The sequence below is a fragment of the uncultured Streptococcus sp. genome, assembly GCF_963525625.1.
Taxonomy (GTDB): domain Bacteria; phylum Bacillota; class Bacilli; order Lactobacillales; family Streptococcaceae; genus Streptococcus.
Genome location: NZ_CAURLD010000006.1, coordinates 95957 through 118931 on the forward strand (window position 1 = coordinate 95957; position 22975 = coordinate 118931).

Genomic DNA, 22975 nt, shown 5'->3' on the forward strand with positions numbered 1-22975 from the left:
TTTTTTTGAACTTTGATATAATATTCTTTGTAAAGAAAGAGAAAGACACACGATGACACGAAAAATTGCCTTATTATCCGATGTGCATGGGAATAGCACAGCCTTGGAAGCAGTACTGGCGGATGCGGAAAGCCAGCAGGTGACAGACTATTGGTTTTTGGGGGACTTGCTCCTGCCAGGAACTGGCCGCAGAAATATCTTAGATAGGATGGAGAAGCTGCACATCAGTCTCCAGGTCAGAGGGAATTGGGAAGACAGTCTCTGGCATGCCCTGCACCAAAAGTTAGACTTGACACGTCCCAGCCATCTCTACCTGACTCGGCTCTGCCATTTTGTCCTAGAGGAAATCAGTCCTGAAGAGATTGACCGTATGCAGGAACTTCCTCTGCAAATCTTGACAGAAGTAGAAGGATTGAAGATTGCAGTCAGCCACCATCTGCCTGATAAGAACTGGGGGCGGGAGTTGATTCATATTGGCGAGCAGAGTGATTTCGACCGCCTTTTTGAAGGAAATGACTGCGCTGTTGCTGTTTATGGTCATATTCACCAGCAGTTTCTCCGCTACGGGACTAAGGGGCAGCTGATTATCAATCCTGGCTCTATTGGTCAGCCATTCTTTCTTGATTCAGTTTTGCGTCAGGACTTGCGAGCCCAGTATGCCATTTTAGAGATTGATGAGAAGGGTCTGGCTGATGTCGACCTGCGGCGTGTGGCCTACGATGTGGAGCAGGAGCTGAGATTGGCTCGGGAGCTCCACTTGCCTTACTATGAGATTTATCGGGAGAGCTTGGTCAATGGTATCCACCATACTCATAACCACGACCTACTGCAGGAAATCAGTGAGCGGGAAGGCTATGCAGATGAGATTGCAGCTTTCTTAAAGTCCAGTCGTAACTCTTGAAGTTACACCATTTTTGAGATATAATAGTGAGAGAAAATGATGAGGGAGGAGAAAAAATGCAGATTTCTAGCCGTTTTACCATTGCCACCCATATGCTGATTGTACTGGCTTTGGAGGGAAAAAAACAAAAACTGACAAGTGATATTCTTGCTAACAGTGTTGGCGTCAATCCAGTTATTATCCGTAAGACCCTGTCCCAGCTCAAGAATGCTGAGATGATTACCGTTGCTCGTGGGACTGGAGGAGCAGAGATTGCTAAAGATTTGAAAGACATTAGCCTGTTGGACGTCTATAGTGCGGTTGAATGTCTGGGTAAGAGCGGCCAGCTCTTTAGTTTTCATGACAAGCCCAATCCAGACTGTCCTATCGGTAAGAACATTCACAACGTCTTAGACGACCGCTTGGCGGCTATTCAGGCAGCCATGGAAGCTGAATTGGCTCAGACCAGGCTTGACGAGGTCGTCGCAGCGACCGAAAAAGAAATTAAAGAACAATCTGTTTCCTAGTGAGCAGATTGTTTTTTTGTTAAGAATTTTTCAAGATGTAATTGTTGACATTACATTAAGATCTGCTATACTAGTAGATGTAACACAAACAATTACAATTTAAGTAAGTCTTCGGAGGAAATGACTATGAAAATCGCAGTAATCGGAGCAAATGGAAAGGAAGGCATCCGCATTAAGGAACTTATCTCTGTTTTGAGAAAATAAAAAAAGATTGAGCAGGAAACCTGCAGACATTTAAAATTAAAGAGAGGAGAAAAAACATGACTTTTGAATATGAAAGCAAGATTTATCTAGGAGAGGTGGCGCTTTACGTGGCTGACCTAGCAAGACAAAAGGATTTTTATCAGCGTGTTTTAGGGCTGGAACTTTTGGAAGAGCAGGATGGACAGGTGGCTTTGGGCCAGGACGGGCAAGTGCTGGTGAGACTCTTAGCGACCAGTGACCGGCAGTCAGTCAAGTCGGCTTATGGTCTTTATCATCTGGCGCTTTTGCTTCCAAGCCGTCAAGCCTTGGCAGATATCCTGAAGCATTTATCCGAAAATAGAGTTCCTATGGTTGGAGGGGCGGATCACGGTTATAGTGAAGCCATTTATCTGGAGGATCCAGAAGGCAATGGCATTGAGCTTTATCGGGACAAGCCTCAGGCTGATTGGGATATTCGGGAAGACGGTCGCATTATCGGAGTGACGGAAGCGCTCGCGGCTCAAGAAATCTATGAACTGGGTCAGGAAGTCCAACCGTTTAGTATTGCTAAAGGCACTCGTATGGGCCATGTCCATCTATCTGTGAAAAATAGCAGAGCAGGCAGTCATTTTTACCAAAAGCTTCTAGGCTTGGAGGATAAATTTTCTGTACCTTCTGCTAGCTGGCTGGCATCAGGAAACTACCATCACCATTTAGCAGTTAATGAATGGGGAGGTTCTCACTTGAATCATCGCCAACCTAAACAACTGGGACTAGCCTATTTTGAAGCGCAAGTTCAAGGAAAAGAAGACCTAGTAGCTATTTATGAAAATGCTCTGGACTTGCAGGCGCCAGTCCGATGGATTAGCTCCCAAGAGCTAGAAGTCACAGACCCAGATGGGATTGTGGCAAAGCTCCAAGTCACCTAGTTAAATACGATATCATCCCCCATCTGTTAAAGATACGGGGATTTTGTTTTTTTGATGAGAAAGCCAGATTGTTATATTTCCGCTTCCAAAATGATGGTATAATAACTAAAAGAAAGGTGGAGATATGTTAGCTAAAAATATAATCTATTTAGAAACGTCATCTATCTTTGACTGGGTACAAATCATTTCCTACTTATCAAGAGAGGAAAAGGAAGTGATGTACCAAGTTGCAAATGACAGAATTAAGCGCTTGTTTAAAGTCGAAAATGAATTTTATCTTTGTACGATTTTTTACAATGAGCAAGTTCAAGAGATATGTATCCAGGCGGAAAATCAGCCTATTTTTTCTGCTGAGGCTAGAAAAGTTATTAGCAATTTTGTCAGAGATTGGTTGGATTTAGATCAGTCATTAGATGACTTTTATCAGTTTGCACAAGAAGATAATATTTTATCTCCTTTGGTTCAGAAGTTTTACGGACTTCGTTTGATTGGTGTCCCAGATTTTTATGAGGCTATTACTTGGGGAATTTTAGGACAGCAGGTAAATCTTGCTTATGCTTATACCCTAAAAGAACGTTTTGTCAAGAAATATGGCGAAGCTTTTCACTATAACCATGAAACTTACTGGCTTTATCCAAAGCCTGAGATGGTTGCAAATAGTGTGGCTGAGGAGTTATTGGAGTTGCAAATGACTCGTAAAAAAGCAGAATATTTACAAACAATATCAATGCTCTTGTATCAGGGGACCATTTCAAGAAGTTATTATCAAAAGTTAGATACAGCTGAGCAAATTGAAAAAGAGCTGCTTAAACTTTATGGTGTCGGTCCGTGGACGGCTCATTATGTGATGATGCGATGTTTTCGTATCCAATCGGCTTTTCCGATGGCTGACATTGGATTGCAGAATGGCATATCTTATATACTTGGTCTAGATGAGAAACCGTCTAAGGAATTGCTATTAAAGTTAAAAAAAGAGTGGGGCACATGGTGTTCATATGCAGTTTTTTATATTTGGCGTTTGCTTTATTAGTTGATTTTCATCGAAAAGGAGAAGAAATGTACAAAACTTATTACAAATCCTCAATCGGCCGTATTCTCATTATGACGGACGGAACTGCCCTGTTGGGACTATGGCTGGAAGGACAGAAATATTATGGCGCAGGCTATGATTTGGAGCAAGCACAGCAGGAGGAGACAGAAGTAAGCCAACGCGTTGTTGCATGGCTAGATGCTTATTTTAAGGGGGAAAATCCTCCGACAGATGAGATTCTACTGGCACCTCAAGTGACTGAGTTCAGAAGCAAGGTTCTGGCAGTGTTGCAGAAGATTTCCTACGGTCAGACGGCTACCTATTCAGATATCCTACGAGAGTTACAAGCCGAGTATGGTAATATTGGTTCGGCCAGAGCAGTCGGAGGTGCGATTGGGCATAATCCTATTTCTATTTTAATTCCCTGTCATCGGATCGTTGGAAGCAATGGCGAGCTGACGGGTTATGCCGGCGGACTTGATAAAAAAGCTTACCTGCTGAAGCTGGAGGCGAGGAAATGATGGCGTTAGGACATATGGCTGAAGATTGGGAGTGGGAGGCTATTAAAAGTAATAACAGTGATTATGATACGTTTTTTTGGTATGCTGTTAGAAGTACCGGAATTTTCTGTCGTCCCTCATGTGCCTCTCGTCTTCCCAAAAAAGAAAATGTAACGATTTTTCAAAAAGCAGAGCAGGCAGTTGAAGCAGGATATAGACCATGTAAACGATGCCGTCCACTAGGAAAGCCGGTTAGCAAAGAGGAGTGGGTAGAAGAAATTGATCATATTTTAAAAGAATATTTCCAGCAAAGTTTAACTTTGAAAGATTTAGCTTTTATGGCAAAAGGCTCTGAGTCTTATCTTCGGCATGTCTATAAGAGTGTGACTGGAAAAACACCACAAGAACGTTTACGCGAACTTCGATTAGAATACTCTAAAGAAATACTAATCAACACTAATCTCTCAATAAAAGAAGTTGCAGAGTATTCAGGCGGCCTGCATGCAGCCTATTTCGCAAAATTATTTCGGAAGACTTACGGAGTGAGTCCGATGGAGTATAGAAAACGACATTATAAATAAGAGTATAATGAATTCTCATGATGTTACAGCGTAGATTTTAATAGCGAATACCTGTTGGTAATAAATACTTATTGAAAACCAATTGTCAAAGAAGAAAGGAGATTTTTACTATGTCTAAACAAATTGTAGACCCGATTCAATTGCGTCACGGTGCCAAATTAACCAACCGTTTGGTGCTGTCCCCTATGTATACTTTCAGTGGCTTAGAAGGAGGATTTGTGTCTGATGATACTTTGCGATACTACGGAGCACGCTCTCAGGCAGCCAGTCTTTTGATTACTGAATTTCATTATGTCAGTCCATCAGGAGGGCCTTGTTACCAGACTGGCTATCCAGTTCAATTAGGTATTTACTCTGATGACCACATTGAAGGGGAGAGAAAATTAGCTGCTACCCTTCAAAAAGATGGCAATAAAGCGATTTTGCAGCTTCATCATGGTGGGATAGCAGCTTCAGGCCGTGCTTTGAAGGGTGGGGAAGTATTGGCTCCCAGTGCCTTAGATTTTTCTTTTCTGCCTTATCCTGTGAGAGAATTGACGGATGAAGAAATCCTTGAAATTATCAAGGATTTTGGTCGAGCAGTCAAACGTGCAGTTCAAGCTGGTTTTTCAGGAGTGGAAATCCATGGTGCCAATCACTATCTGCTGCAGCAATTCTTTTCTAGCACTTCCAATGTTCGTCAGGACAGATGGGGCGGAACTTTGGAAAAACGTATGGCTTTTCCTTTGGCAGTAGTCGAGGAAGTGAAGCGTGCTGCGGACAAGTATGCGCCGGAAGATTTTATTATTGGCTATCGGATTAGCCCAGATGAAATCCATGAAGATCAAGTAGGCTATACTTATGAAGAAGCCAAACTTTTGGTCAAGGAGCTAGTCAAGCACGAACTAGACTACATCCATTTGTCGCTTTTGGCTGGCTATGCTTCAAAACCTACAGGATCTGACAAAACCTATGCAGATCATTTTAAGGAAGTGATGGATGAGCAAACTAAACTGATTACAATCGGTGGTGTCTTTAGTCAGGAAGATGCAGAAGCTGCTATTGAGGATACAGCTGCGGATTTAGTTGCAATCGGCCGTGGCACCTTGATTGACCCGCTGTTTGGCTATAAGGTACAGACGGGGCGAGGAGCAGAAATTGTCCATGAGATTAGCCCTGAGCAGTTGAAAAACTCTCAATTGACACCAGGCTTGCTTGAAGTGTTCAGTCGTAAAGATTCTGGCGGGCTGCCCGTTCTACCTGGTCATGACAGTATTATCCACCTTCATACTGGTAAATTTGGGGATGAGGGACAGTAATAATTTTGGTGTAATTTTTTCCAAGACTTTTACTATTTTACTGGTGAGAGTCTTTTTTACGTACAGCAATAAACTAAAAATCCCTTTGTCAGCTGCTGTGAGTGACAAAGGGGTTTTTTATTAGTCAATATGCCATTGTGTGGCCAGCCAGTCGGAAAAGGCAGCATAGCGCTCTTTGAGGGCTTCATGATGCCCATAAGGGTCAAAGATGGAGAATGTGGTAAGGATTTCTTTCTGAATCAAGCGATGAATTTCTTCAGCATAAAAAGGAGCTTTGGAAAGTCGATTTGAGTGATTCGCGCCTTCTGTTTTCCCATTCTGCAAATAGACTAGACAGTCCTTGTTTTTCAAGTTCTGTGTCTGGCAATAGTCGGTGAAACCTGGGTACCAAAAGGAACCGCAGATAGAAAAGACACAGGGAACTTCGCAGACACTATAGAGACTGTAAACAGCCGCTAGTCCACCGAGTGAGTAGCCACCATAGGCAATTCTCTTGTCATCCAGTAGGTAGTGCTGTCTGATTTCTGTTAATATACCTTTGAATAGTTTCTGATGGTAACTATCTGCTCTGCCGCCAAAATCAGGATTGCCAGACTTTAGAGCATTGGCTTTCCAGGGTGTATAATCGTCCAGCCTGTTGTTCGATATCAGTCCGATCAAGATTACCGATGAAGAAAGCCTGCTCAGGTAGTTTAGCTGTCCATCATTTAGCAAGATTGCTGGATAAGGTCGTAATCCGTCATAATCTTGGGGCAGGGCAATATTGACAGTGATACCTTCCCAGACAAAGGTCTTATTTATTGACAAAGTTATTGATTTTCTCGAGTGAGTCGATTACAGCAGGACCATAATCCATGAACTCATCATAGGAGATGGTCATGATTTTCTGATTTTTGACCGCTGGGACATCTTCTAGAACTGGATTGGCCTTCATTAGATCAACTGCTTGCTCATCCATGGCCTTGTTGCGGTCGCTGGTTACGTAGATGATGACTTCAGGATCCATAGAGACCAGATTTTCCAAGCTTAGGTCAGAGGTTCCAGTCGCTACATTGGTATAGCCGAGCTGGTTAAGCAGGCTCTCCTGCAGGGCAGATTTATAGGCACCGAAAGTCTCATCGTTGTAGGCACACATGATGAGCGCTTTTTTCTTTTCCCCTTGACTAGCCTTATTGGTCTTCTTGACACCGTCAATTCTTGCCTGCAGCTGGTCAGCATACTGATTGGCCTTGTCTTGAACGTTAAAGATGGTTCCTATATTCTTGACATCTTCAACGATATTTCCTAGGTCTTGCTTGGTATTGGACAGGGAAGCCTTCTGTGTGTAGACAGGGATTTTGTTTTCATTCCATGCACTGACTGTCCCCAGAGACTTCTCGGAAAACATCATGTTTCGGCCAAGAAGAGCGTCTGGCTCATAGGATAGCACAGTTTCCTGTGATACGGTTTTCTTGTCGCCAACTTGCGGAATGGTGGCAATATCAGCCTTGTATTTATCTGTGACATCATTGTCTGGATTGAGCATACCGGCGATCTTGTCTTTCAATCCTAGTTCAATCAAGATTTCGGTCGTCGAAAGGTTGTTGGTGATGACCTTTTCCGGTGCCTTTTCAAAGACCTGATCAATCTCCTTGCCTTCGGCATCGTAAGTTTTGATTGTCACGGGATATTTTGTCTCTGCTGTGCTCTTTTTCGCGCTTTCTGTTTTGGAGGAAGATTGTGAAGTTGAGCTTTCTTTCGTACTTTCCTTAGATGAAGAATTGCAGGCTGCCATTGTCAGTGCAGCAGTTGCGACGAGTAAGATACTGAGTGTTTTTTTCATATTGCCTTCCTTTCTTGGGCTTGAAGCTTGTATAGATAAAGCTGAAAACAGGCTCTTATAGATACTGAATCATGGCCTGTCGATCCTTGGTCCAGATTACTTTGCTCTGAATGCCGTAAACGGCTTGAAGTGAATCATGGGTGATGGCCTCTTTTGGAGCGCCTTGGTATGCAATCTCACCTCCCTTCATGAGGTACAAATAGTCTGAATACCGACAAGCCAGTTGGATATCGTGTAAAACAGCCAAAACATTGATGTTCAGGTCTTTCACGATACGCAGCATATCCAGCTGGTATTTGATATCCAGATGATTGGTCGGCTCGTCTAGGAGCAGTAGGCTTGGCTGCTGGGCCAAAGCGCGTGCCAGCAGGACTCTTTGCTTCTCACCACCAGACAGGGATAGATAGGTTCGCTCTCCCTTATCCAGCATGTCCACCTGTCTCAAGACATGACGGACGAGGGCATAGTCTTTTTCGCTCTCTTTTTGAAAAAGGGACAGATGTGGTGTCCTGCCCAACATGACGATTTCTTGGACGGTGCAGTCAAACTGAAGATGGTTAAACTGAGTTACAACGGCTATTTTCTGGGCTGCTTTTTTTATGCTGACCTGTTCAAGTGGCCTACCGTTTAGATAAATGTCTCCGCTGTCAGGTTTGATTTGGCGGTAGATGGTTTTGAGCAGACTAGTTTTGCCGCTTCCGTTGGGCCCTAAAATGGTGTGAAACTGATTTCCCTCGACCGTGAGTGAAATCCCTCTTAAGATTTCTTTTTGGCCGACAGCATAGTGGATATTTTGGCAAGTTAGATCCATATCAGCTGCTTACCTCCTTTCGGCTTTTGGCTACAATGTAGATAAAGAAGGGTGCGCCGACCAAAGCGGTGAAGATTCCAATCGGCAGCTCGGCATTTTTGACCAAAATTCGAGCCAAAACATCTGCCCAGACCAGAAAGAGAGAGCCGAGCAGGGTAGCGATAGGAAAGAGCCTTTTGTAGTTGGTACCGACTAATCTACGAGCAATGTGCGGAGTGATTAGTCCGACGAAGCCAATAATGCCGCAGCAGGCAACCAGCACTGCGGTCATGACTGCGACAACTGTGATATAGAGGAACCAGTAAAAACGCAGAGGTACCCCCAGTGTCAAAGCTGCTTCGTCCCCCATCATCATAGTATTGAAAATACGATACTGGGAACAGAAAAACAAAAAGGAGAGACCAACAACAAGGGCCGGCAAGGCAAGGTCTGACCAAGAAGTTCCGGCCAGTGAGCCCATGGTCCAGAACTTGATCGTCATAAGGCTGTCAGCATTAGCACCGACAGAAATGATAAAGTTGGAAAAGGCGATAAAAAGGGCATTTACAACTGTTCCTGATAAAATCAGACTGCTTGTCGTCATTTTTCCCTGCATGGATGCGATAAAAAGGACCACTACCGATGCCAGAATGGCTCCTATAAAGGCACCTGTGCCAGTAATGGATTTGAGCCCTAAGATAATGCTCAGTGTGGCTCCGAAGGTTGCACCCGCTGAAATTCCTAGGATATAAGGCTCTGCGATGGGATTATTGACAGTAGATTGCATGACGCTGCCACAGACAGAAAGGCCAGCACCAGCTAGGATTCCCAAGAGCACTCTTGGAACCCGCATGTTCCAAACAATAGCGATTGTAGACGGCGATAGTTTGCCTGTGCCAAGGGAAAAGCCGAGCTTGCTGAAAATAATCCGGTAAGTATCCTGTATATCAATAGTGACCGATCCCAAAGATACAGCTAAAAAGAGGGAGAAAGCCAGAAAAAAGATGAGAAGCAAGAGCAGGCAGATATAGCGAGAAAATCGATGATTTTCTGACCTTTTGAAGAGCATCCAGACCTCCTTAACAGCAAAGATTAGAATTTTTAGACAATTTCATAAAAAATTATAACATTTTTAAATCAGAAGGGCAAGAAGGGATAAAAATCTCTGATATGATAAGGCTTAATGACGCTTTCTATTGTAAAAAGTTTTTTATCTTTTCAGTGATGAAAACATGTTTCTGGTGTAAGAACTGGTTAGAGCGGATCAATTGAGTTTTTCGGAATGTCTCTGCCAGACGACTTCATTGGAGGAAAAGTAGGTGAATCTAAATGACTTAGTATAATTACTAGGAAACAAGAAAAAACGACAGAAACTTTTCTATCGTTTTTTGAAATTATAAATGCGTAAGGACTGAGATAGCTATAACGATGTTCAAAACCTATTTGGACTAAAGAAGAGTGAGAAGCGCTCACGGTATTCGATTTCCTCATTAATCAAAAAAGTGATGCCTGAAAGCCTCCAACAATGATAGCTAAAATGGGCAGATGGCTTTTGCCAAGTCCAATAATCATTCAAGACATAATATAGGCTTATAAAATTCTATTCAAAATACAACAAGTCCTTGCTAGTTTCGGTGAAGAGTTCAAAACCATTCTTAGTGACATGGCCGCAGTCTTCGATGCGGACACCGACCTTGCCAGGGATGTAAATACCAGGCTCAACAGAGAAGCACATGCCTTCTTCGATGACCATGTCGTTGCCCTCCATGATGGATGGAAATTCGTGAACATCCATACCGATGCCGTGGCCGAGACGGTGGTTGAAATACTCACCATAGCCAGCTTTTTCAATGACTTGCCGAGCTGCGCGATCTACTTCATGAGCTGTGACCCCTGGCTTGATAAAGTCAAGAGCAGTTTGCTGGGCTTCCAATGTCAGATGGTAGATATCTTTTTTGAACTGGTCCGGCTGGCCAACAGCAACGGTCCGTGTCATATCGCTGGCATAGCCATTAACCATGCAGCCAAGGTCAAAGAGCAGGAGGGCGTTATTTTCGACTTTATTGGCACCGGGAATGCCGTGCGGATTAGCTGCATTATTTCCCGTCAGCACCATGGTTTCAAAGCTCATCTCATAGCCTTCTCGCTTGATGGCAAAGTCAATCTGAGCGATGATATCTGTTTCAGTATTGTCCAGTGAGATATTGTCAAAACCGATATTGACAGCCTTGTCAGCATATTGCCCAGCTACCAGCATTTTCTGGATTTCATCGGCAGACTTAATCAGGCGCAAGCGGTTGACGTAAGGAGTCAGGTTGGTAAATTCTGCACTATCAAAGACAGTTTTCAATCCATGATATTTGGTCAAAATCAAGTTATCAAACTCAAGAGCGACAGTCTTGAAGGAGTGAGCTGGCAGGGCTGCTTTAATCTTCTGCCAAGGATTTTCAGAGTCCATATATCCAAGGACTGAAAAGGGAACAGCTCCTGAAGCTCGCTCAACTTCTAGAGCAGGTACGAAGAGCAGGGGCTCATGGTTAAGATAGACAAATAAAAACATCTGCCGCTCATGCGGGTCACTGTAGAAACCAGTCAGATAATTGATAGTGACTGGATCAGACAGCACAGCAGCATCTAGCTTCTCATTCTCGAGATAGTGGGTGATTTGTTGGATTTTTGTCATGGTCACAACCTTCTTTCTATGCCTCTATTTTGGCAAAAAATGTCAAAAAAAGCAAGACTTTTCAAAAACTTATCAAAATACTTGAAAGTGTTTACAAGAAGTGATAAAATGGTGAATGTAGGAAAGTGAAAACGATATTTTCAATAGAAGAAAGGAAACTATATGAACACAGACGACACAGTAACCATTTATGATGTCGCCCGTGAAGCGGGAGTTTCGATGGCGACAGTCAGTCGGGTAGTGAATGGAAACAAGAACGTCAAAGAAAACACACGTAAAAAAGTTTTAGAGGTCATTGATCGTCTTGACTATCGTCCAAATGCAGTGGCACGTGGACTAGCCAGCAAGAAGACTACAACCGTAGGCGTTGTCATTCCAAATATTACCAATAGCTATTTCTCAACCTTGGCAAAAGGGATTGATGATATTGCTGAAATGTATAAATACAATATTGTCTTGGCTAACAGTGATGAGGACGATGATAAGGAAGTATCCGTTGTCAATACTCTCTTTTCTAAGCAGGTGGATGGCATTATTTTCATGGGCTATCATCTGACAGAGAAAATTCGCTCAGAGTTTTCACGTTCGCGTACACCGGTCGTTTTGGCGGGTACTGTCGATGTGGAGCATCAGCTTCCGAGCGTCAATATTGACTATAAGCAAGCAACGGTTGATGCTGTAGAATTACTGGCTAAGCGCAATAAGAAAATTGCCTTTGTCAGCGGACCGCTTGTAGATGATATCAACGGGAAAATCCGTCTATCAGGCTATAAAGATGGCTTGAAGAACAAGAAACTTTCTTACAGCGAAGGCTTGGTTTTTGAATCAAAATATTCTTATGATGATGGCTACCACTTGGCAGAGCGTGTTATTGCTTCCAAAGCAACAGCTGCTTTTGTCACAGGAGATGAACTGGCAGCAGGCCTCTTGAATGGTCTGTCTGATCAAGGCATCAAGGTTCCAGAAGATTTTGAAATCATTACCAGTGATGATTCGCAAGTAGCTCGTTTCACTCGTCCTAACCTTTCCACAATCGGTCAGCCCCTCTATGACATCGGCGCTATCAGTATGCGCATGCTGACTAAGATTATGCATAAGGAAGAATTGGAAGAACGCGAAGTTCTTCTGGCTCACAGTATTAGCGAGCGTAAATCAACTCGGAAATAAGCAGTGATCTGCAAGTCTGATTAGGAACTTCTCTGAGCTTGAAAAGCGAGCGAAGAGACTAAGTCAATGGCTTCTTTAAGAAAGTTTCATGACTATGAAGCGATGCTGAGGTGTAATACCTCAGCTTTTTTGTGTTTCCGTTTAGCTAGGGGTACTTTTCTAAGCCTTATCAGGCTTTGGATGGATTTTTTACCTCATTTGCCCTTGTGGATTTCCTTTTTATTTTATTTTAGGTATAATAGGAAGTATGAAAGTATTACTGTATCTTGAAGGAAAGTCCGTTTTGGAGAAATCAGGAATCGGCCGAGCCCTCCAGCATCAGATGCATGCCTTGGATTTGGCTGGGATTCCTTATACGACGGACGTTTTAGGAGATTATGATGTGGTCCACATCAATACCTATGGTCCCCGTAGCTTGCTTCTCCTGCATGCTGCCAAGAGGGGCAATAAAAAAGTGATTATGCATGGGCATTCGACCAAGGAGGACTTTGAAAATTCCTTTATTGGATCCAATCTCTTTGCTCCGCTTTTTGGCAAATATCTGACGCACATGTATAAAAAGGCGGATTTCATTATCACACCATCGGAGTATTCCAAGCAGCTTATCCAGTCTTATGGGGTCACAACACCTATGGTGGCTGTGTCAAACGGTATTGACCTGCCTAAGTATAAGAAAGATGATCGCAAGGAAGAAGTTTTTAAAAAGTACTTCAAGATTGAAGAGGGGCAGAAGGTGGTCGTTTGTGCTGGTCTTTATTTCCGCCGCAAGGGGATTGAGGATTTTGTAGAGGTTGCCCGAAGGATGCCAGATGTGCGCTTTATCTGGCTGGGCTCTATCAATCTCTGGTTGATTCCGCGCAAGATTCGCCGTCTGGTTCTTTTTGACCATCCTGATAATGTTGAATTTCCCGGCTATTTTAAGGGAGCGGTATTTCAGGGAGCCATGTCTGGAGCAGATGCCTTCTTTTTCCCGTCCTATGAGGAAACTGAAGGAATTGTTGTCCTGGAAGCCTTGGCCAGTGAGCAGAATGTTGTGTTGCGCGATATTCCAGTTTATCATGGCTGGGTGGATGAGCGTTCAGCCGAGCTCTGTCATAACATAGACGAGTTTGTCCAGTCTCTGAGAAATGTCTTAGATAAAAAGGTGGACAAGCGCGAAGCAGGCTATCAGGTGGCTAAAAGCCGGTCTATTGACGATGTTGCAGATCAGTTAGTCAAGGCTTATCAAACAGTTTTGGAGATGTAAGATGCGTATTGGTCTTTTTACAGATACCTATTTTCCTCAGGTCTCTGGGGTTGCTACCAGTATTCGGACTTTGAAGACGGAGCTGGAAAAATTAGGTCACACGGTATTTATTTTTACGACGACGGATAAGGATGTCAACCGCTATGAGGATTGGCAGATTATTCGGATTCCCAGCGTACCTTTTTTTGCCTTTAAGGACCGAAGAGTGGCTTACCGAGGCTTTTCTCACGCCTTAGAAATTGCCCGTCAGTACCAGCTGGATATTATTCATACCCAGACTGAGTTTTCACTAGGGCTGCTGGGGATTTGGATTGCCAAAGAGCTGCGGATTCCGGTAGTACATACCTATCATACCCAGTATGAGGATTATGTGCACTATATTGCCAAGGGGATGGTCATCCGTCCTAGCATGGTCAAATATATCGTCCGTGGTTTTATGAGTGACTTGGATGGGGTTATCTGCCCTAGCGAGATTGTTTATGACCTTTTGGTTAATTATAAAATCGAAGCAGAAAAACGGGTGATTCCGACAGGAATTGAGCTGGCGAAGTTTGAGCGGCCGGAAATTTCGCGTGAGGATATCAAGAAACTTCGTTTCAAGCTAGGACTAGCTGAAGATGAGATTATGCTGCTCAGTCTGTCCCGTATTTCTTATGAAAAGAATATCCAGGCTATCGTTGAGGCGATGCCTGCCGTCCTTGAAGAAAATGACAAAGTCAAGCTAGTCATTGTCGGCGACGGTCCCTATGCGGAAGACTTGAAAGAACTGGTTGCCAAGCTTCAGATTGAAGAAGCTGTCATCTTTACGGGGATGATTGCTCCTAGTGATACAGCCCTTTACTATAAAGCTGCGGATTTCTTTATATCCGCGTCAACCAGTGAGACTCAAGGTCTGACTTATCTGGAGAGCTTAGCCAGCGGCACACCGATTATTGCCCATGGAAATCCTTATCTGGATAATGTTATCAGTGACAAGATTTTTGGGATCCTTTATTACCAAGAGCGTGATTTATCAGGTGCTATTTTAGAGGCGATTATTGCGACGCCTGACATGGATGAGAAGAAGCTAGCAGACAAGCTTTACGAGATTTCAGCGGAGAACTTTGGTCGCAGAGTCTATGAGTTTTATCTAGATTTGACTATTTCCAAGGACTTCCATAACGAGCTTAGCCCAGAGGAAAGTGCTGCCAAGCGTCTGGCCAAGACAGTTGCCTATCTGCCTGGAAAGGTCATCTCTCTACCAATCAATGGCTCCGTTCGTATCCTCAAAGCTTCGAGTAAGCAAGTGAAAAAAATCAGGAATATTACTAAATTATTAGAATAGAAACATGCCTTGCATCATTGCGACAATAGCTATTTATGCAAGGTTTTTAGAAATAGAGGAGAAATCTTATGAAAAAATATCTCAAACAGCTGCCTTTGTTGCTTTTGTTCTATGGCATTGTCGTTGGTTCGGGCTTGATTTGGGAACAAATTTGGCAATATTTTATAAATAATACAGAAAGTATGGGAAGCGATTTGAGCTGGCTTTCTAATCTTAATTTATTTTATTATGCTGTGCTGCTTCCTTTGATTGGTGCAGTGATTGTTTATATAAATACTCGGATGCAAGGTTTTTCACTGCCCTTTCTTCTTTTGATTCCAGGGGTTCAGTATTATTACTTATTCAAAAACTTTTTTGACGGACTTTTTTACTCAGGAGACAAGATTTATAATCCAATCACTTCCACGCTTTATAATGCTAGGGATATTCATGTTTTGTTATTCCTTTCTTTGGGAGGAATGCTGTTAGCAGAGCAATACCGTAAAAAACGTCAAGCTGCCACTTTGAGTCAAGAGGCTCTAAATCGTTTTTCTGGTTTTGATGGTCAATAGCTCTTGCAAATTTTTCCAATCGTGCTATAATGTTTTCTAGAGACAAATCACCTGCAGGAAATCTTTTAGAGAGCGCGTGGAGCTGGAAATCGCGTAGAGGATGCAGTTGGGACTACTCTATCAGCTTTTATGCAAACATAAAACGGTGGCTACGTTAGAGCCGATTCGAGGTGTAAGTCTTTTGGCTTGCATAAATGAAGGTGGAACCACGTTGCGACGTCCTTTTGAGGATGTCGTTTTTCTTTTGTCAGAAGGAGGGAGAATGGTGCTTTATATGATTGGCGGATCGCCTTGTAGTGGGAAGTCAACAATTGCTTCACTTCTTGCTAGACAGTATCAGCTGCTTCATATCAAACTGGATGATTTGGTAGACGAGATGATGAGTCAAGCAAGTGCAGACTCACAGCCGATTTGCCTTCTTAGACAGGACAGAAATCCGGAACAAATCTGGATGAGAAATCCAGAAGAGATGGCAGATGAAGAATGGCGCTTTTATGAAGAGATTTTTCCTTATGTAAAATCTTACTTGATAAAAAATCAAGATAGACCACTCTTGGTTGAGGGGGCAGGACTTTTGCCTCACTTGGTAAAGGAGCTTGAATGGCCAGCGTCTTCCTATCTATGCTTGACTCCGACAGCTGATTTTCAGAAAAAGCATTATAGACAGAGAGAATGGGTTCCTTTTGTCTTAGAGGGAACAACCAATCCTGAGCAAGCTTTTGAAAATTGGATGCAGCGAGACATTCTTTTTGCCCAAATGGTTCAGAAGGAAGCGGTGAGATTAGGCTATCCTAGCCTCATAACAGATGGTCGTCAATCAGAAAAGCAGACTGCGGAAGAGATTGCTCGAATCTTTAAATTGTCCAATATAAATAGAATAGATATTAAAGGAGAAAACTCATGATTAAGATTACTTTCCCAGATGGCGCTGTGCGTGAATTCGAATCTGGCGTGTCAACTTTTGAAATTGCTCAATCTATCAGCAATTCCCTAGCTAAAAAAGCTTTGGCTGGTAAATTCAACGGCAAATTGATTGATACGACTCGGGCCATCACTGAAGATGGTGCCATTGAAATCGTGACACCTGACCACGAAGATGCTTTAGACATCTTGCGTCACTCTACAGCCCACCTCTTTGCGCAAGCAGCTCGCCGTCTTTTCCCAGATATTCACTTGGGCGTTGGTCCTGCCATTCAGGATGGTTTCTACTACGATACGGACAATGAAGCAGGGCAAATTTCAAATGAAGATCTGCCTCGTATCGAAGAAGAAATGAAGAAAATCGTCAAAGAAAACTTCCCATCCATCCGTGAGGAAGTGACCAAGGATGAGGCGCGTGAAATTTTCAAAAACGATCCATACAAGTTGGAATTGATTGAAGAGCACTCAGAAGATGAGGGCGGTTTGACCATCTACCGTCAGGGTGAATATGTGGATCTCTGCCGTGGACCACATGTCCCATCAACTGGTCGGATTCAAATCTTCCACCTCTTGAACGTGGCTGGTGCATACTGGCGTGGGAACAGCGACAATGCTATGATGCAGCGGGTCTATGGTACTGCTTGGTTTGACAAGAAAGACCTGAAGAAATATCTGCAAATGCGGGAAGAAGCTAAAGAACGCGATCACCGTAAGTTAGGTAAAGAGCTGGATCTCTTCATGATTTCTCAAGAAGTGGGTCAAGGATTGCCGTTCTGGCTGCCAAATGGTGCCACTGTCCGTCGCGAGTTGGAGCGCTACATCGTTGACAAAGAGTTGGCTTCAGGCTACCAACACGTCTACACTCCGCCTTTGGCTTCTGTGGAGCTATATAAGACTTCTGGCCACTGGGAGCACTACCAAGAGGATATGTTCCCAACCATGGATATGGGTGATGGAGAAGAGTTTGTTCTGCGTCCGATGAACTGTCCTCACCACATCCAAGTCTACAAACACCATGTTCACTCTTACCGTGAGCTGCCAATCCGTATCGCTGAGATTGGCATGATGCACCGCTACGAAAAATCTGGTGCCCTGACTGGTCTTCAACGTGTTCGTGAAATGTCCTTGAATGACGGCCACCTCTTTGTAACGCCAGAGCAAATTCAAGAAGAATTCCAGCGTGCGCTGCAGTTGATTATCGATGTTTACGCTGACTTTAACTTGACAGAATATCGTTTCCGTCTGTCTCTTCGTGACCCTCAGGATACGCATAAGTATTTTGATAACGATGAGATGTGGGAAGATGCCCAAACCATGCTGCGAGCAGCCTTGGACGAAATGGGCGTGGACTACTTTGAAGCAGAAGGAGAGGCAGCCTTCTACGGTCCGAAACTCGATATCCAGGTTAAAACAGCCCTAGGAAATGAAGAAACCCTGTCAACTATCCAGTTGGACTTTCTCTTGCCAGAGCGCTTTGACCTCAAGTATATCGGAGCTGATGGCGAAGAGCATCGCCCAGTTATGATTCACCGTGGAGTTATCTCAACCATGGAGCGCTTCACAGCCATCTTGATTGAAAATTACAAGGGCGCCTTCCCGACTTGGCTAGCTCCGCATCAAGTGACTTTGATTCCTGTTTCTAACGAAGCCCATATTGACTATGCTTGGCAAGTGGCTAAAAAGCTGCGCGACAAGGGTGTCCGTGCGGATGTGGATGAGCGCAATGAAAAGATGCAGTACAAGATTCGTGCCTCACAAACTAGCAAGATTCCTTATCAGCTCATCGTTGGTGACAAGGAAGTCGAAGACGGTACTGTTAATGTCCGCCGCTACGGTCAAAAAGAAACACATACAATACCAGTAGACGAATTTGTAGAGCAGATCTTAGCAGACATTGCCAACAAATCACGTGTTGAAAAGTAGAACTCATTAGATAACAATTAAACCCGAGCCAACTGCTCGGGTTTCGTTTATAGGCTATTTAGGAAGGTGCCTGATTTCTGCTTGATACCATTCAATTTTATTATCTAATTTTTTTAGTGATATTTGCCAATTTTCAATTTGTTCTTGAACAAAACTGCGGTGCTTCTGCAGCATTTCTAAGCGTTCTTTCAGGCTGCCATCACCCCGGTAGCGCAAGTCAGCATATCTCTGAATATCTTTCAAATGCATACCCGTATCTTTTAAACGCTGAATAAACTGAACCCAAGCAAGATCGTTCTCGTCATAGAAACGCTGACCGCTTTGATCTCTATCAACTTTAATCAATCCTCGTTTCTCATAATATCGGAGCGTATGCGTTGATAAATTCACTTTTTGGGCAAATAGACCGATTTTCATAAAAAACCTCCTTTGATTTCTTGACTTAGAGTATGGTCTAAGATTTATAATGACATTGTAATCGTTTAAGGAGGTAAATGCAAATGAAAAATAAGCGATTTGAACGTGGATTGGAAAGACTCAATCAGATTGATGGTGAGGGCGGTGAGAAGGTCATTTCCTCTCTGAAAGAAATAGCTCCCGATCTAGGAGACTATATTGTAGAATTTGCTTTTGGCGATATCTATAGTCGGGAGGGGCTGAATCTACAGGAGCGAGAAATCGTCACTCTTGCTAGCCTTTTGACACAGGGAGGTTGTGAAGCACAGCTGGAAGTACATATTCAAGCGGCTTTAAATGCTGGTTTAACCCCCGAAAAGATTATAGAATGCTTTTTGCAGTGCATCCCTTACGTTGGATTTCCTAGAGTACTAAATGCTGTTTTTCTAGCTGAGAAACTATTTAAAAAAGAGTAATAAAAAGGCCGCTGATTACATCAGTGGTCTTTCTAGTTTTAATTCAAGTATTTATCCACATAATCATCAAAATCAGGATACTCATTTCGGTTCATAGCATAGAGCATTTCCCCATAGAGAGGGTCGCTAGACGGGTCATCAGGCTCTAGAAGAGTAGCTATTTTCATATCATCATCTGGGAAAAGGATGGTGTAGTGATAGGTGTCGCTGACAGTAATACTGTAATATTTGGTGTTATCTTGATAGCCTGACTTATCTATCTTATAGTGAAATTCTTTATCGCCTAGCTTGCCTGTTTTGCCATTAAAGACAATGTCAATGTCCTCGCCGTTTGCTTTCTGAGCCTTCCATTTTCCTTGAAAGCTAGAGTGCTGACCGCAGGCGCTGAGAAAGATTAGTGATAAGAAAGTGATGAAAAGCCATGTTAGTTTTTTCATATCGTTCTCCTTGTCTATCCTTTGATATTATTCTATCACAAATATTAAAAATAAAAAAGCTGAGATGGTAAACTCAGCTTTTGAACAGTAGGTCTGTATTTAAGCTACTTATTCTGCAGCTTGAGCCCAGCGTTGGGATAGCTTGCGCGAGAAGCTGGAAATGGCGAAGTTAATCAGGAAATAGATGGCAGCTACTAGTAGGTAGAGTGTGAAGACCTGTTCAGCTTCAAAATAGCGTCCCATTAGAATTTGAGCAGAACCAAAGAGTTCTTGGAGTGCAATAACAGAATAGAGCAGGCTGGTATCCTTAATCACAGTCACAAACTGAGAAATGATGGCTGGTAGCATTTTCCGAATAGCCTGAGGTAGGATGATGTAACGCAGAATCTGAAACTGGGTAAATCCTTGAGATAAGCCAGCTTCAGTCTGACCTGGATCAATAGCATTGAGGCCGCCTCGGATAATTTCTGCCAAAGCAGCAGAAGTAAAGACAGTGAAACTGATGATACCGGCTGGCGTTGACTTAATCTGAAAGACTAAAAAGATAGTGAAGATCCAGAGCAGATTGGGTACGTTACGGACAAATTCGATGTAAATGCTGGCAATCAGCTTGAGCAGTTTATTTTTTCCATTTCGCATGACGGCTAGAATAGTTCCAAAAATCGTGGATAGGACAATGGAAATGAAAGAAATTTGTAGCGTCAGCCAGAGCCCCTTAAGGATAAAGAGGAGGTTGTTTGCGGTTAAGACTTTTAAAATATTTTCCATAGAGACCTCCTTAGATACTGTAAGCTTGTTTATTGGCTTCCTCTACCCTACGTCCCCAGCTGGCGATTGGGAAGCAAAGGAGGAAGTAGAGCAAAGCTGCTCCAGCAAAGGCTGGGATGTAGTTGGAATTCAGAGCAGACCAGGACTTGGTCACGAACATCAGATCCATACCAGAGATAATAGCGACGGTAGAAGTGTTTTTTATCAGATTGACGATCTGATTGATTAACGGTGGCAGGATAATCCGAAAAGCTTGAGGCAGGATGATGTATCTCATGGTTTCTACATAGGTAAAGCCCTGAGATAGTGCAGCTTCAGTCTGTCCACGAGGAATAGACTGGATACCTGAGCGGATGACTTCGGCGATATAAGCACCGTGGTACAGTCCTACACAGAGAACCGCAGTCCAATAGATTGAAGGCATGATGGTGTAATTGCTGACTAGCGGAAGACCGTAAAAGACAATCACAAATTGCACTAAGAGTGGTGTATTCTGATAAAACTCAACAAAAACACGAGCTAGGCCACGTAGAACTTTATGCTTACCTGTGCTGATAGCTCCGAAGAAAATCCCTAGTAGAAGAGCCAAGGTCAGGGCACCGATAGAAATGGCTAAGGTAAAGAGGAATCCTTGGAAAAACTTGCCAAAGTCCGCAAAGTAGGCCTGCCAAGAAGAAATACTAAAACTCATGGGGTCTCCTTTCTAATCATCTGTTGAAGCAGATGGTTTTAAATCATATTTGTCATAAATTTTCTGCAGACTGCCGTCTTCTTTCCATTTAGAGATTAGGCCATCTACATAGTCATTCAACTGAGTATTGGATTTTTTTGTTACCACACCATAATCAGCTTTTTTGAAGCTGTAATCCAGAATGTTTGACTTGGAGCTTACATAACCAGTCAGGATGGACTTGTCAACAGAAATGGCATCAATACGGTGAGCCCGCAAGGAAACAGCAAGTTCAGGGTAGGAGCCTAACTCCACATATTTGAAGTTGAGTTTTTTCTCTTGGGCGATTTCTTCCAGCAAGGTCTGAGTGATAGAGCCTTGAACAACGCCGATAGTCTTGTTATTCAAGTCCTTGACGTCTGTAATTTTGCTGGATTTATTAACTAGAAAACCAGAAGCATCTGTATAGTAAGGGGTTGTGAAATTATAGATTTCCTTACGCTCGTCTGTGATGGTAAAGGTCGCAATGACCATGTCAACTTGTCCGTTGTCCAAAAGTGGTCCGCGTGTTTGTGCAGTAACTGGAACGTAGTTGATTTTGACGCCTAGTTCCTTGGCAATTTTCTTTGCAATATCGATTTCTAGACCGCTGTAAGTATTACTATCAGGATTGAGGTAACCAAAGTTAGGTACATCCTGCTTGACACCGACATTGAGGACTCCGCGTTTCTGGATGGCCTTGACCTGTTGGCTGGTACTGGAATCGGCTTGTGCAGGAACAGCATTAATAAAGCCTAGAGTCAGAAGGAGTAAGAGTAGGCTGATGAGTATTTTTTGTAATTTCATAGGTCTTCTCCTTTTTAAGAAAGCACATTATCACTCTCATGGTTGATAATTTTACTGAGAAATTGCTTAGCGCGTGGTTCAGTAGGATTGTCAAAGAAAGCATCAACATCGGTAGTATCCACCAGCACCTCACCGTCTGCCATGAAGATAATGCGGTCAGCTACCTCACGGGCAAAGCCCATTTCGTGTGTGACCACAATCATGTTCATGCCGTCTTTGGCTAATTTTTGCATAACAGCCAGAACATCCCCGATTGTTTCAGGGTCCAGGGCAGAAGTCGGTTCATCAAAGAGCAGTAGTTCAGGATGCATAGCTAAACCGCGGGCAATGGCAATCCTTTGCTTTTGTCCACCGGACAGCATGCCTGGGTAAGAGTCTTTCTTGTCCCACATGTTGACAAATTCTAGATATTTTTGAGCGATTTTTTTAGCTTCTTGTTTATCCATTCCTAGAACTTTAATAGGAGCCAAGGTAACATTTTCTAACACCGTTTTGTGGGGGTAAAGATTAAAATGTTGAAAGACCATTCCGACTTCTTTGCGTAAGTTGACCAGATCTTTGGCAGCAGTGTTCGGGACCTCGTGGCCATTGACGATCAAGCTTCCCTGGTCAATACCTTCTAAAGCGTTGATTGTACGGATAAGAGTAGATTTTCCTGAGCCGGATGGTCCCAGCAGTACAACCACTTGACCTTTTTCAAAACTGAGATTGATATTGCGCAGAGCATGGTAATCTCCGTAATACTTTTCGACATTTTTAAATTCAACTAAAGCCATATCTTTCTCCTTTGTGTTAGATAATATGACATAGATTTTACCATAGAATAAATAAACTGTCAAATTGAATAAAAATGACTATTTTCGTTCAGAGAAAAATATTTTAGATGAGAATCGTCCATTTTCTACAAATGTGGAATAAAAATGGCTTGAATTAGTGTTTTTTAAGAAAACTTTGGTATAATAAGACTAGATAAATAAATAAAATTGGATTGGGAGTCTAGCTAGGCAAACTAGATTGCCTTTTGCAC

The 22975-nt window shown here is 43.0% G+C and carries 25 protein-coding genes; 14 read left to right on the forward strand and 11 right to left on the reverse strand.

The window, feature by feature from the left end; all coding sequences use genetic code 11:
- Window positions 1-52 precede the first annotated feature (52 nt).
- The 7 genes from RYK49_RS05040 to RYK49_RS05070 all read left to right on the forward strand — a co-directional run bounded on the left by RYK49_RS05040 (window position 53) and on the right by RYK49_RS05070 (window position 5928).
- A complete protein-coding gene (locus RYK49_RS05040; RefSeq protein ID WP_314830526.1) occupies window positions 53-901 on the forward strand; it encodes a metallophosphoesterase family protein in 849 nt (282 codons plus the stop codon).
- Between the two features lie 56 nt (window positions 902-957).
- Window positions 958-1407 (forward strand): Rrf2 family transcriptional regulator, encoded by a 450-nt coding sequence (locus RYK49_RS05045; protein ID WP_314830525.1) that lies wholly within the window; start codon window positions 958-960, stop codon window positions 1405-1407.
- A 260-nt stretch (window positions 1408-1667) separates the two neighbouring features.
- Complete coding sequence (locus RYK49_RS05050; protein WP_314865070.1) at window positions 1668-2519, forward strand: VOC family protein; 852 nt, start codon at window positions 1668-1670, stop codon at window positions 2517-2519.
- 124 nt (window positions 2520-2643) lie between these two features.
- The gene (locus tag RYK49_RS05055; protein WP_314830523.1) at window positions 2644-3549 is read left to right on the forward strand and encodes a DNA glycosylase; all 906 of its coding nucleotides are present in this window, start codon (window positions 2644-2646) and stop codon (window positions 3547-3549) included.
- 26 nt (window positions 3550-3575) lie between these two features.
- Window positions 3576-4070 carry a methylated-DNA--[protein]-cysteine S-methyltransferase gene (locus tag RYK49_RS05060; protein ID WP_314830522.1) on the forward strand — a complete coding sequence of 165 codons (495 nt, stop codon included), beginning with the start codon at window positions 3576-3578 and terminating at the stop codon, window positions 4068-4070.
- Window positions 4067-4630 carry an Ada metal-binding domain-containing protein gene (locus tag RYK49_RS05065; protein ID WP_314830521.1) on the forward strand — a complete coding sequence of 188 codons (564 nt, stop codon included), beginning with the start codon at window positions 4067-4069 and terminating at the stop codon, window positions 4628-4630. The genes RYK49_RS05060 and RYK49_RS05065 overlap by 4 nt, the downstream gene beginning before the upstream one ends.
- Before the next feature lie 110 nt (window positions 4631-4740).
- Window positions 4741-5928, forward strand: a complete 1188-nt coding sequence (locus RYK49_RS05070) for an NADH-dependent flavin oxidoreductase (protein WP_314830520.1) — start codon at window positions 4741-4743, stop codon at window positions 5926-5928.
- A gap of 120 nt (window positions 5929-6048) precedes the next feature.
- Here the strand turns inward: RYK49_RS05070 and RYK49_RS05075 are convergent, their stop codons facing one another.
- The 5 genes from RYK49_RS05075 to RYK49_RS05095 all read right to left on the reverse strand — a co-directional run bounded on the left by RYK49_RS05075 (window position 6049) and on the right by RYK49_RS05095 (window position 11223).
- Complete coding sequence (locus RYK49_RS05075; RefSeq protein WP_314865086.1) at window positions 6049-6741, reverse strand: alpha/beta hydrolase-fold protein; 693 nt, start codon at window positions 6739-6741, stop codon at window positions 6049-6051.
- Window positions 6722-7750 carry an ABC transporter substrate-binding protein gene (locus RYK49_RS05080; protein WP_314865072.1) on the reverse strand — a complete coding sequence of 343 codons (1029 nt, stop codon included), beginning with the start codon at window positions 7748-7750 and terminating at the stop codon, window positions 6722-6724. Before RYK49_RS05080 ends, RYK49_RS05075 begins: the two co-directional genes overlap by 20 nt.
- Before the next feature lie 55 nt (window positions 7751-7805).
- Complete coding sequence (locus RYK49_RS05085; RefSeq protein ID WP_314865075.1) at window positions 7806-8561, reverse strand: ABC transporter ATP-binding protein; 756 nt, start codon at window positions 8559-8561, stop codon at window positions 7806-7808.
- Between the two features lies 1 nt (window position 8562).
- Window positions 8563-9609 carry an iron ABC transporter permease gene (locus RYK49_RS05090; protein ID WP_314865077.1) on the reverse strand — a complete coding sequence of 349 codons (1047 nt, stop codon included), beginning with the start codon at window positions 9607-9609 and terminating at the stop codon, window positions 8563-8565.
- A 531-nt stretch (window positions 9610-10140) separates the two neighbouring features.
- The gene (locus RYK49_RS05095; protein ID WP_314865079.1) at window positions 10141-11223 is read right to left on the reverse strand and encodes a Xaa-Pro peptidase family protein; all 1083 of its coding nucleotides are present in this window, start codon (window positions 11221-11223) and stop codon (window positions 10141-10143) included.
- A gap of 162 nt (window positions 11224-11385) precedes the next feature.
- On the opposite strand from RYK49_RS05095, the gene ccpA reads away from it, so the two are divergent.
- The 6 genes from ccpA (at window position 11386) to thrS (ending at window position 18355) form a co-directional block, all read left to right on the forward strand.
- Window positions 11386-12390, forward strand: coding sequence for a catabolite control protein A (gene ccpA, locus RYK49_RS05100; RefSeq protein WP_002894913.1), 1005 nt, complete (start codon window positions 11386-11388; stop codon window positions 12388-12390).
- Between the two features lie 247 nt (window positions 12391-12637).
- Window positions 12638-13636 carry a glycosyltransferase gene (locus RYK49_RS05105; RefSeq protein ID WP_314830515.1) on the forward strand — a complete coding sequence of 333 codons (999 nt, stop codon included), beginning with the start codon at window positions 12638-12640 and terminating at the stop codon, window positions 13634-13636.
- 1 nt (window position 13637) lies between these two features.
- Window positions 13638-14960 carry a glycosyltransferase family 4 protein gene (locus tag RYK49_RS05110; RefSeq protein ID WP_314830514.1) on the forward strand — a complete coding sequence of 441 codons (1323 nt, stop codon included), beginning with the start codon at window positions 13638-13640 and terminating at the stop codon, window positions 14958-14960.
- A 68-nt stretch (window positions 14961-15028) separates the two neighbouring features.
- Entirely contained in the window at window positions 15029-15511 is a 483-nt protein-coding gene (locus RYK49_RS05115; protein WP_314830513.1) for a hypothetical protein, read from the forward strand.
- Window positions 15512-15722: 211 nt separating this feature from the next.
- On the forward strand, window positions 15723-16415 hold the full coding sequence (locus RYK49_RS05120; RefSeq protein ID WP_314830512.1) for an AAA family ATPase: 693 nt from the start codon (window positions 15723-15725) through the stop codon (window positions 16413-16415).
- Window positions 16412-18355 (forward strand): threonine--tRNA ligase, encoded by a 1944-nt coding sequence (gene thrS, locus RYK49_RS05125; RefSeq protein WP_314830511.1) that lies wholly within the window; start codon window positions 16412-16414, stop codon window positions 18353-18355. The genes RYK49_RS05120 and thrS overlap by 4 nt, the downstream gene beginning before the upstream one ends.
- A gap of 54 nt (window positions 18356-18409) precedes the next feature.
- Here thrS and RYK49_RS05130 read toward each other — a convergent pair whose 3' ends face one another.
- On the reverse strand, window positions 18410-18772 hold the full coding sequence (locus RYK49_RS05130) for a MerR family transcriptional regulator (RefSeq protein WP_314830510.1): 363 nt from the start codon (window positions 18770-18772) through the stop codon (window positions 18410-18412).
- Between the two features lie 77 nt (window positions 18773-18849).
- Between RYK49_RS05130 and RYK49_RS05135 the strand changes: the two genes are divergently transcribed.
- On the forward strand, window positions 18850-19227 hold the full coding sequence (locus tag RYK49_RS05135; RefSeq protein WP_314830509.1) for a carboxymuconolactone decarboxylase family protein: 378 nt from the start codon (window positions 18850-18852) through the stop codon (window positions 19225-19227).
- Window positions 19228-19265: 38 nt separating this feature from the next.
- On the opposite strand, the gene RYK49_RS05140 is transcribed toward RYK49_RS05135, so the two are convergent.
- From RYK49_RS05140 to RYK49_RS05160, 5 genes are all read right to left on the reverse strand, one after another.
- Window positions 19266-19664, reverse strand: a complete 399-nt coding sequence (locus RYK49_RS05140; protein WP_314830508.1) for a hypothetical protein — start codon at window positions 19662-19664, stop codon at window positions 19266-19268.
- A gap of 108 nt (window positions 19665-19772) precedes the next feature.
- Window positions 19773-20432 carry an amino acid ABC transporter permease gene (locus RYK49_RS05145; RefSeq protein WP_314830507.1) on the reverse strand — a complete coding sequence of 220 codons (660 nt, stop codon included), beginning with the start codon at window positions 20430-20432 and terminating at the stop codon, window positions 19773-19775.
- Between the two features lie 10 nt (window positions 20433-20442).
- Window positions 20443-21123, reverse strand: coding sequence for an amino acid ABC transporter permease (locus RYK49_RS05150; RefSeq protein ID WP_002916989.1), 681 nt, complete (start codon window positions 21121-21123; stop codon window positions 20443-20445).
- A gap of 12 nt (window positions 21124-21135) precedes the next feature.
- On the reverse strand, window positions 21136-21948 hold the full coding sequence (locus tag RYK49_RS05155) for a transporter substrate-binding domain-containing protein (protein WP_002897201.1): 813 nt from the start codon (window positions 21946-21948) through the stop codon (window positions 21136-21138).
- A gap of 14 nt (window positions 21949-21962) precedes the next feature.
- Window positions 21963-22724: an amino acid ABC transporter ATP-binding protein gene (locus RYK49_RS05160; RefSeq protein WP_314830506.1), complete on the reverse strand. Its 762-nt coding sequence runs from the start codon at window positions 22722-22724 to the stop codon at window positions 21963-21965.
- Window positions 22725-22975: the final 251 nt, after the last annotated feature.

Bases quoted from the DNA above. Each gene is read 5' to 3' on its own strand.
- RYK49_RS05040 (WP_314830526.1), top strand. From the start codon at position 53: ATGACACGAAAAATTGCCTTATTATCCGATGTGCATGGGAATAGCACA.
- RYK49_RS05045 (WP_314830525.1), top strand. From the start codon at position 958: ATGCAGATTTCTAGCCGTTTTACCATTGCCACCCATATGCTGATTGTA.
- RYK49_RS05050 (WP_314865070.1), top strand. From the start codon at position 1,668: ATGACTTTTGAATATGAAAGCAAGATTTATCTAGGAGAGGTGGCGCTT.
- RYK49_RS05055 (WP_314830523.1), top strand. From the start codon at position 2,644: ATGTTAGCTAAAAATATAATCTATTTAGAAACGTCATCTATCTTTGAC.
- RYK49_RS05060 (WP_314830522.1), top strand. From the start codon at position 3,576: ATGTACAAAACTTATTACAAATCCTCAATCGGCCGTATTCTCATTATG.
- RYK49_RS05065 (WP_314830521.1), top strand. From the start codon at position 4,067: ATGATGGCGTTAGGACATATGGCTGAAGATTGGGAGTGGGAGGCTATT.
- RYK49_RS05070 (WP_314830520.1), top strand. From the start codon at position 4,741: ATGTCTAAACAAATTGTAGACCCGATTCAATTGCGTCACGGTGCCAAA.
- RYK49_RS05080 (WP_314865072.1), bottom strand. From the start codon at position 7,750: ATGAAAAAAACACTCAGTATCTTACTCGTCGCAACTGCTGCACTGACA.
- RYK49_RS05085 (WP_314865075.1), bottom strand. From the start codon at position 8,561: ATGGATCTAACTTGCCAAAATATCCACTATGCTGTCGGCCAAAAAGAA.
- RYK49_RS05090 (WP_314865077.1), bottom strand. From the start codon at position 9,609: ATGCTCTTCAAAAGGTCAGAAAATCATCGATTTTCTCGCTATATCTGC.
- RYK49_RS05095 (WP_314865079.1), bottom strand. From the start codon at position 11,223: ATGACAAAAATCCAACAAATCACCCACTATCTCGAGAATGAGAAGCTA.
- ccpA (WP_002894913.1), top strand. From the start codon at position 11,386: ATGAACACAGACGACACAGTAACCATTTATGATGTCGCCCGTGAAGCG.
- RYK49_RS05105 (WP_314830515.1), top strand. From the start codon at position 12,638: ATGAAAGTATTACTGTATCTTGAAGGAAAGTCCGTTTTGGAGAAATCA.
- RYK49_RS05110 (WP_314830514.1), top strand. From the start codon at position 13,638: ATGCGTATTGGTCTTTTTACAGATACCTATTTTCCTCAGGTCTCTGGG.
- RYK49_RS05115 (WP_314830513.1), top strand. From the start codon at position 15,029: ATGAAAAAATATCTCAAACAGCTGCCTTTGTTGCTTTTGTTCTATGGC.
- thrS (WP_314830511.1), top strand. From the start codon at position 16,412: ATGATTAAGATTACTTTCCCAGATGGCGCTGTGCGTGAATTCGAATCT.
- RYK49_RS05130 (WP_314830510.1), bottom strand. From the start codon at position 18,772: ATGAAAATCGGTCTATTTGCCCAAAAAGTGAATTTATCAACGCATACG.
- RYK49_RS05135 (WP_314830509.1), top strand. From the start codon at position 18,850: ATGCAAATGAAAAATAAGCGATTTGAACGTGGATTGGAAAGACTCAAT.
- RYK49_RS05140 (WP_314830508.1), bottom strand. From the start codon at position 19,664: ATGAAAAAACTAACATGGCTTTTCATCACTTTCTTATCACTAATCTTT.
- RYK49_RS05145 (WP_314830507.1), bottom strand. From the start codon at position 20,432: ATGGAAAATATTTTAAAAGTCTTAACCGCAAACAACCTCCTCTTTATC.
- RYK49_RS05150 (WP_002916989.1), bottom strand. From the start codon at position 21,123: ATGAGTTTTAGTATTTCTTCTTGGCAGGCCTACTTTGCGGACTTTGGC.
- RYK49_RS05155 (WP_002897201.1), bottom strand. From the start codon at position 21,948: ATGAAATTACAAAAAATACTCATCAGCCTACTCTTACTCCTTCTGACT.
- RYK49_RS05160 (WP_314830506.1), bottom strand. From the start codon at position 22,724: ATGGCTTTAGTTGAATTTAAAAATGTCGAAAAGTATTACGGAGATTAC.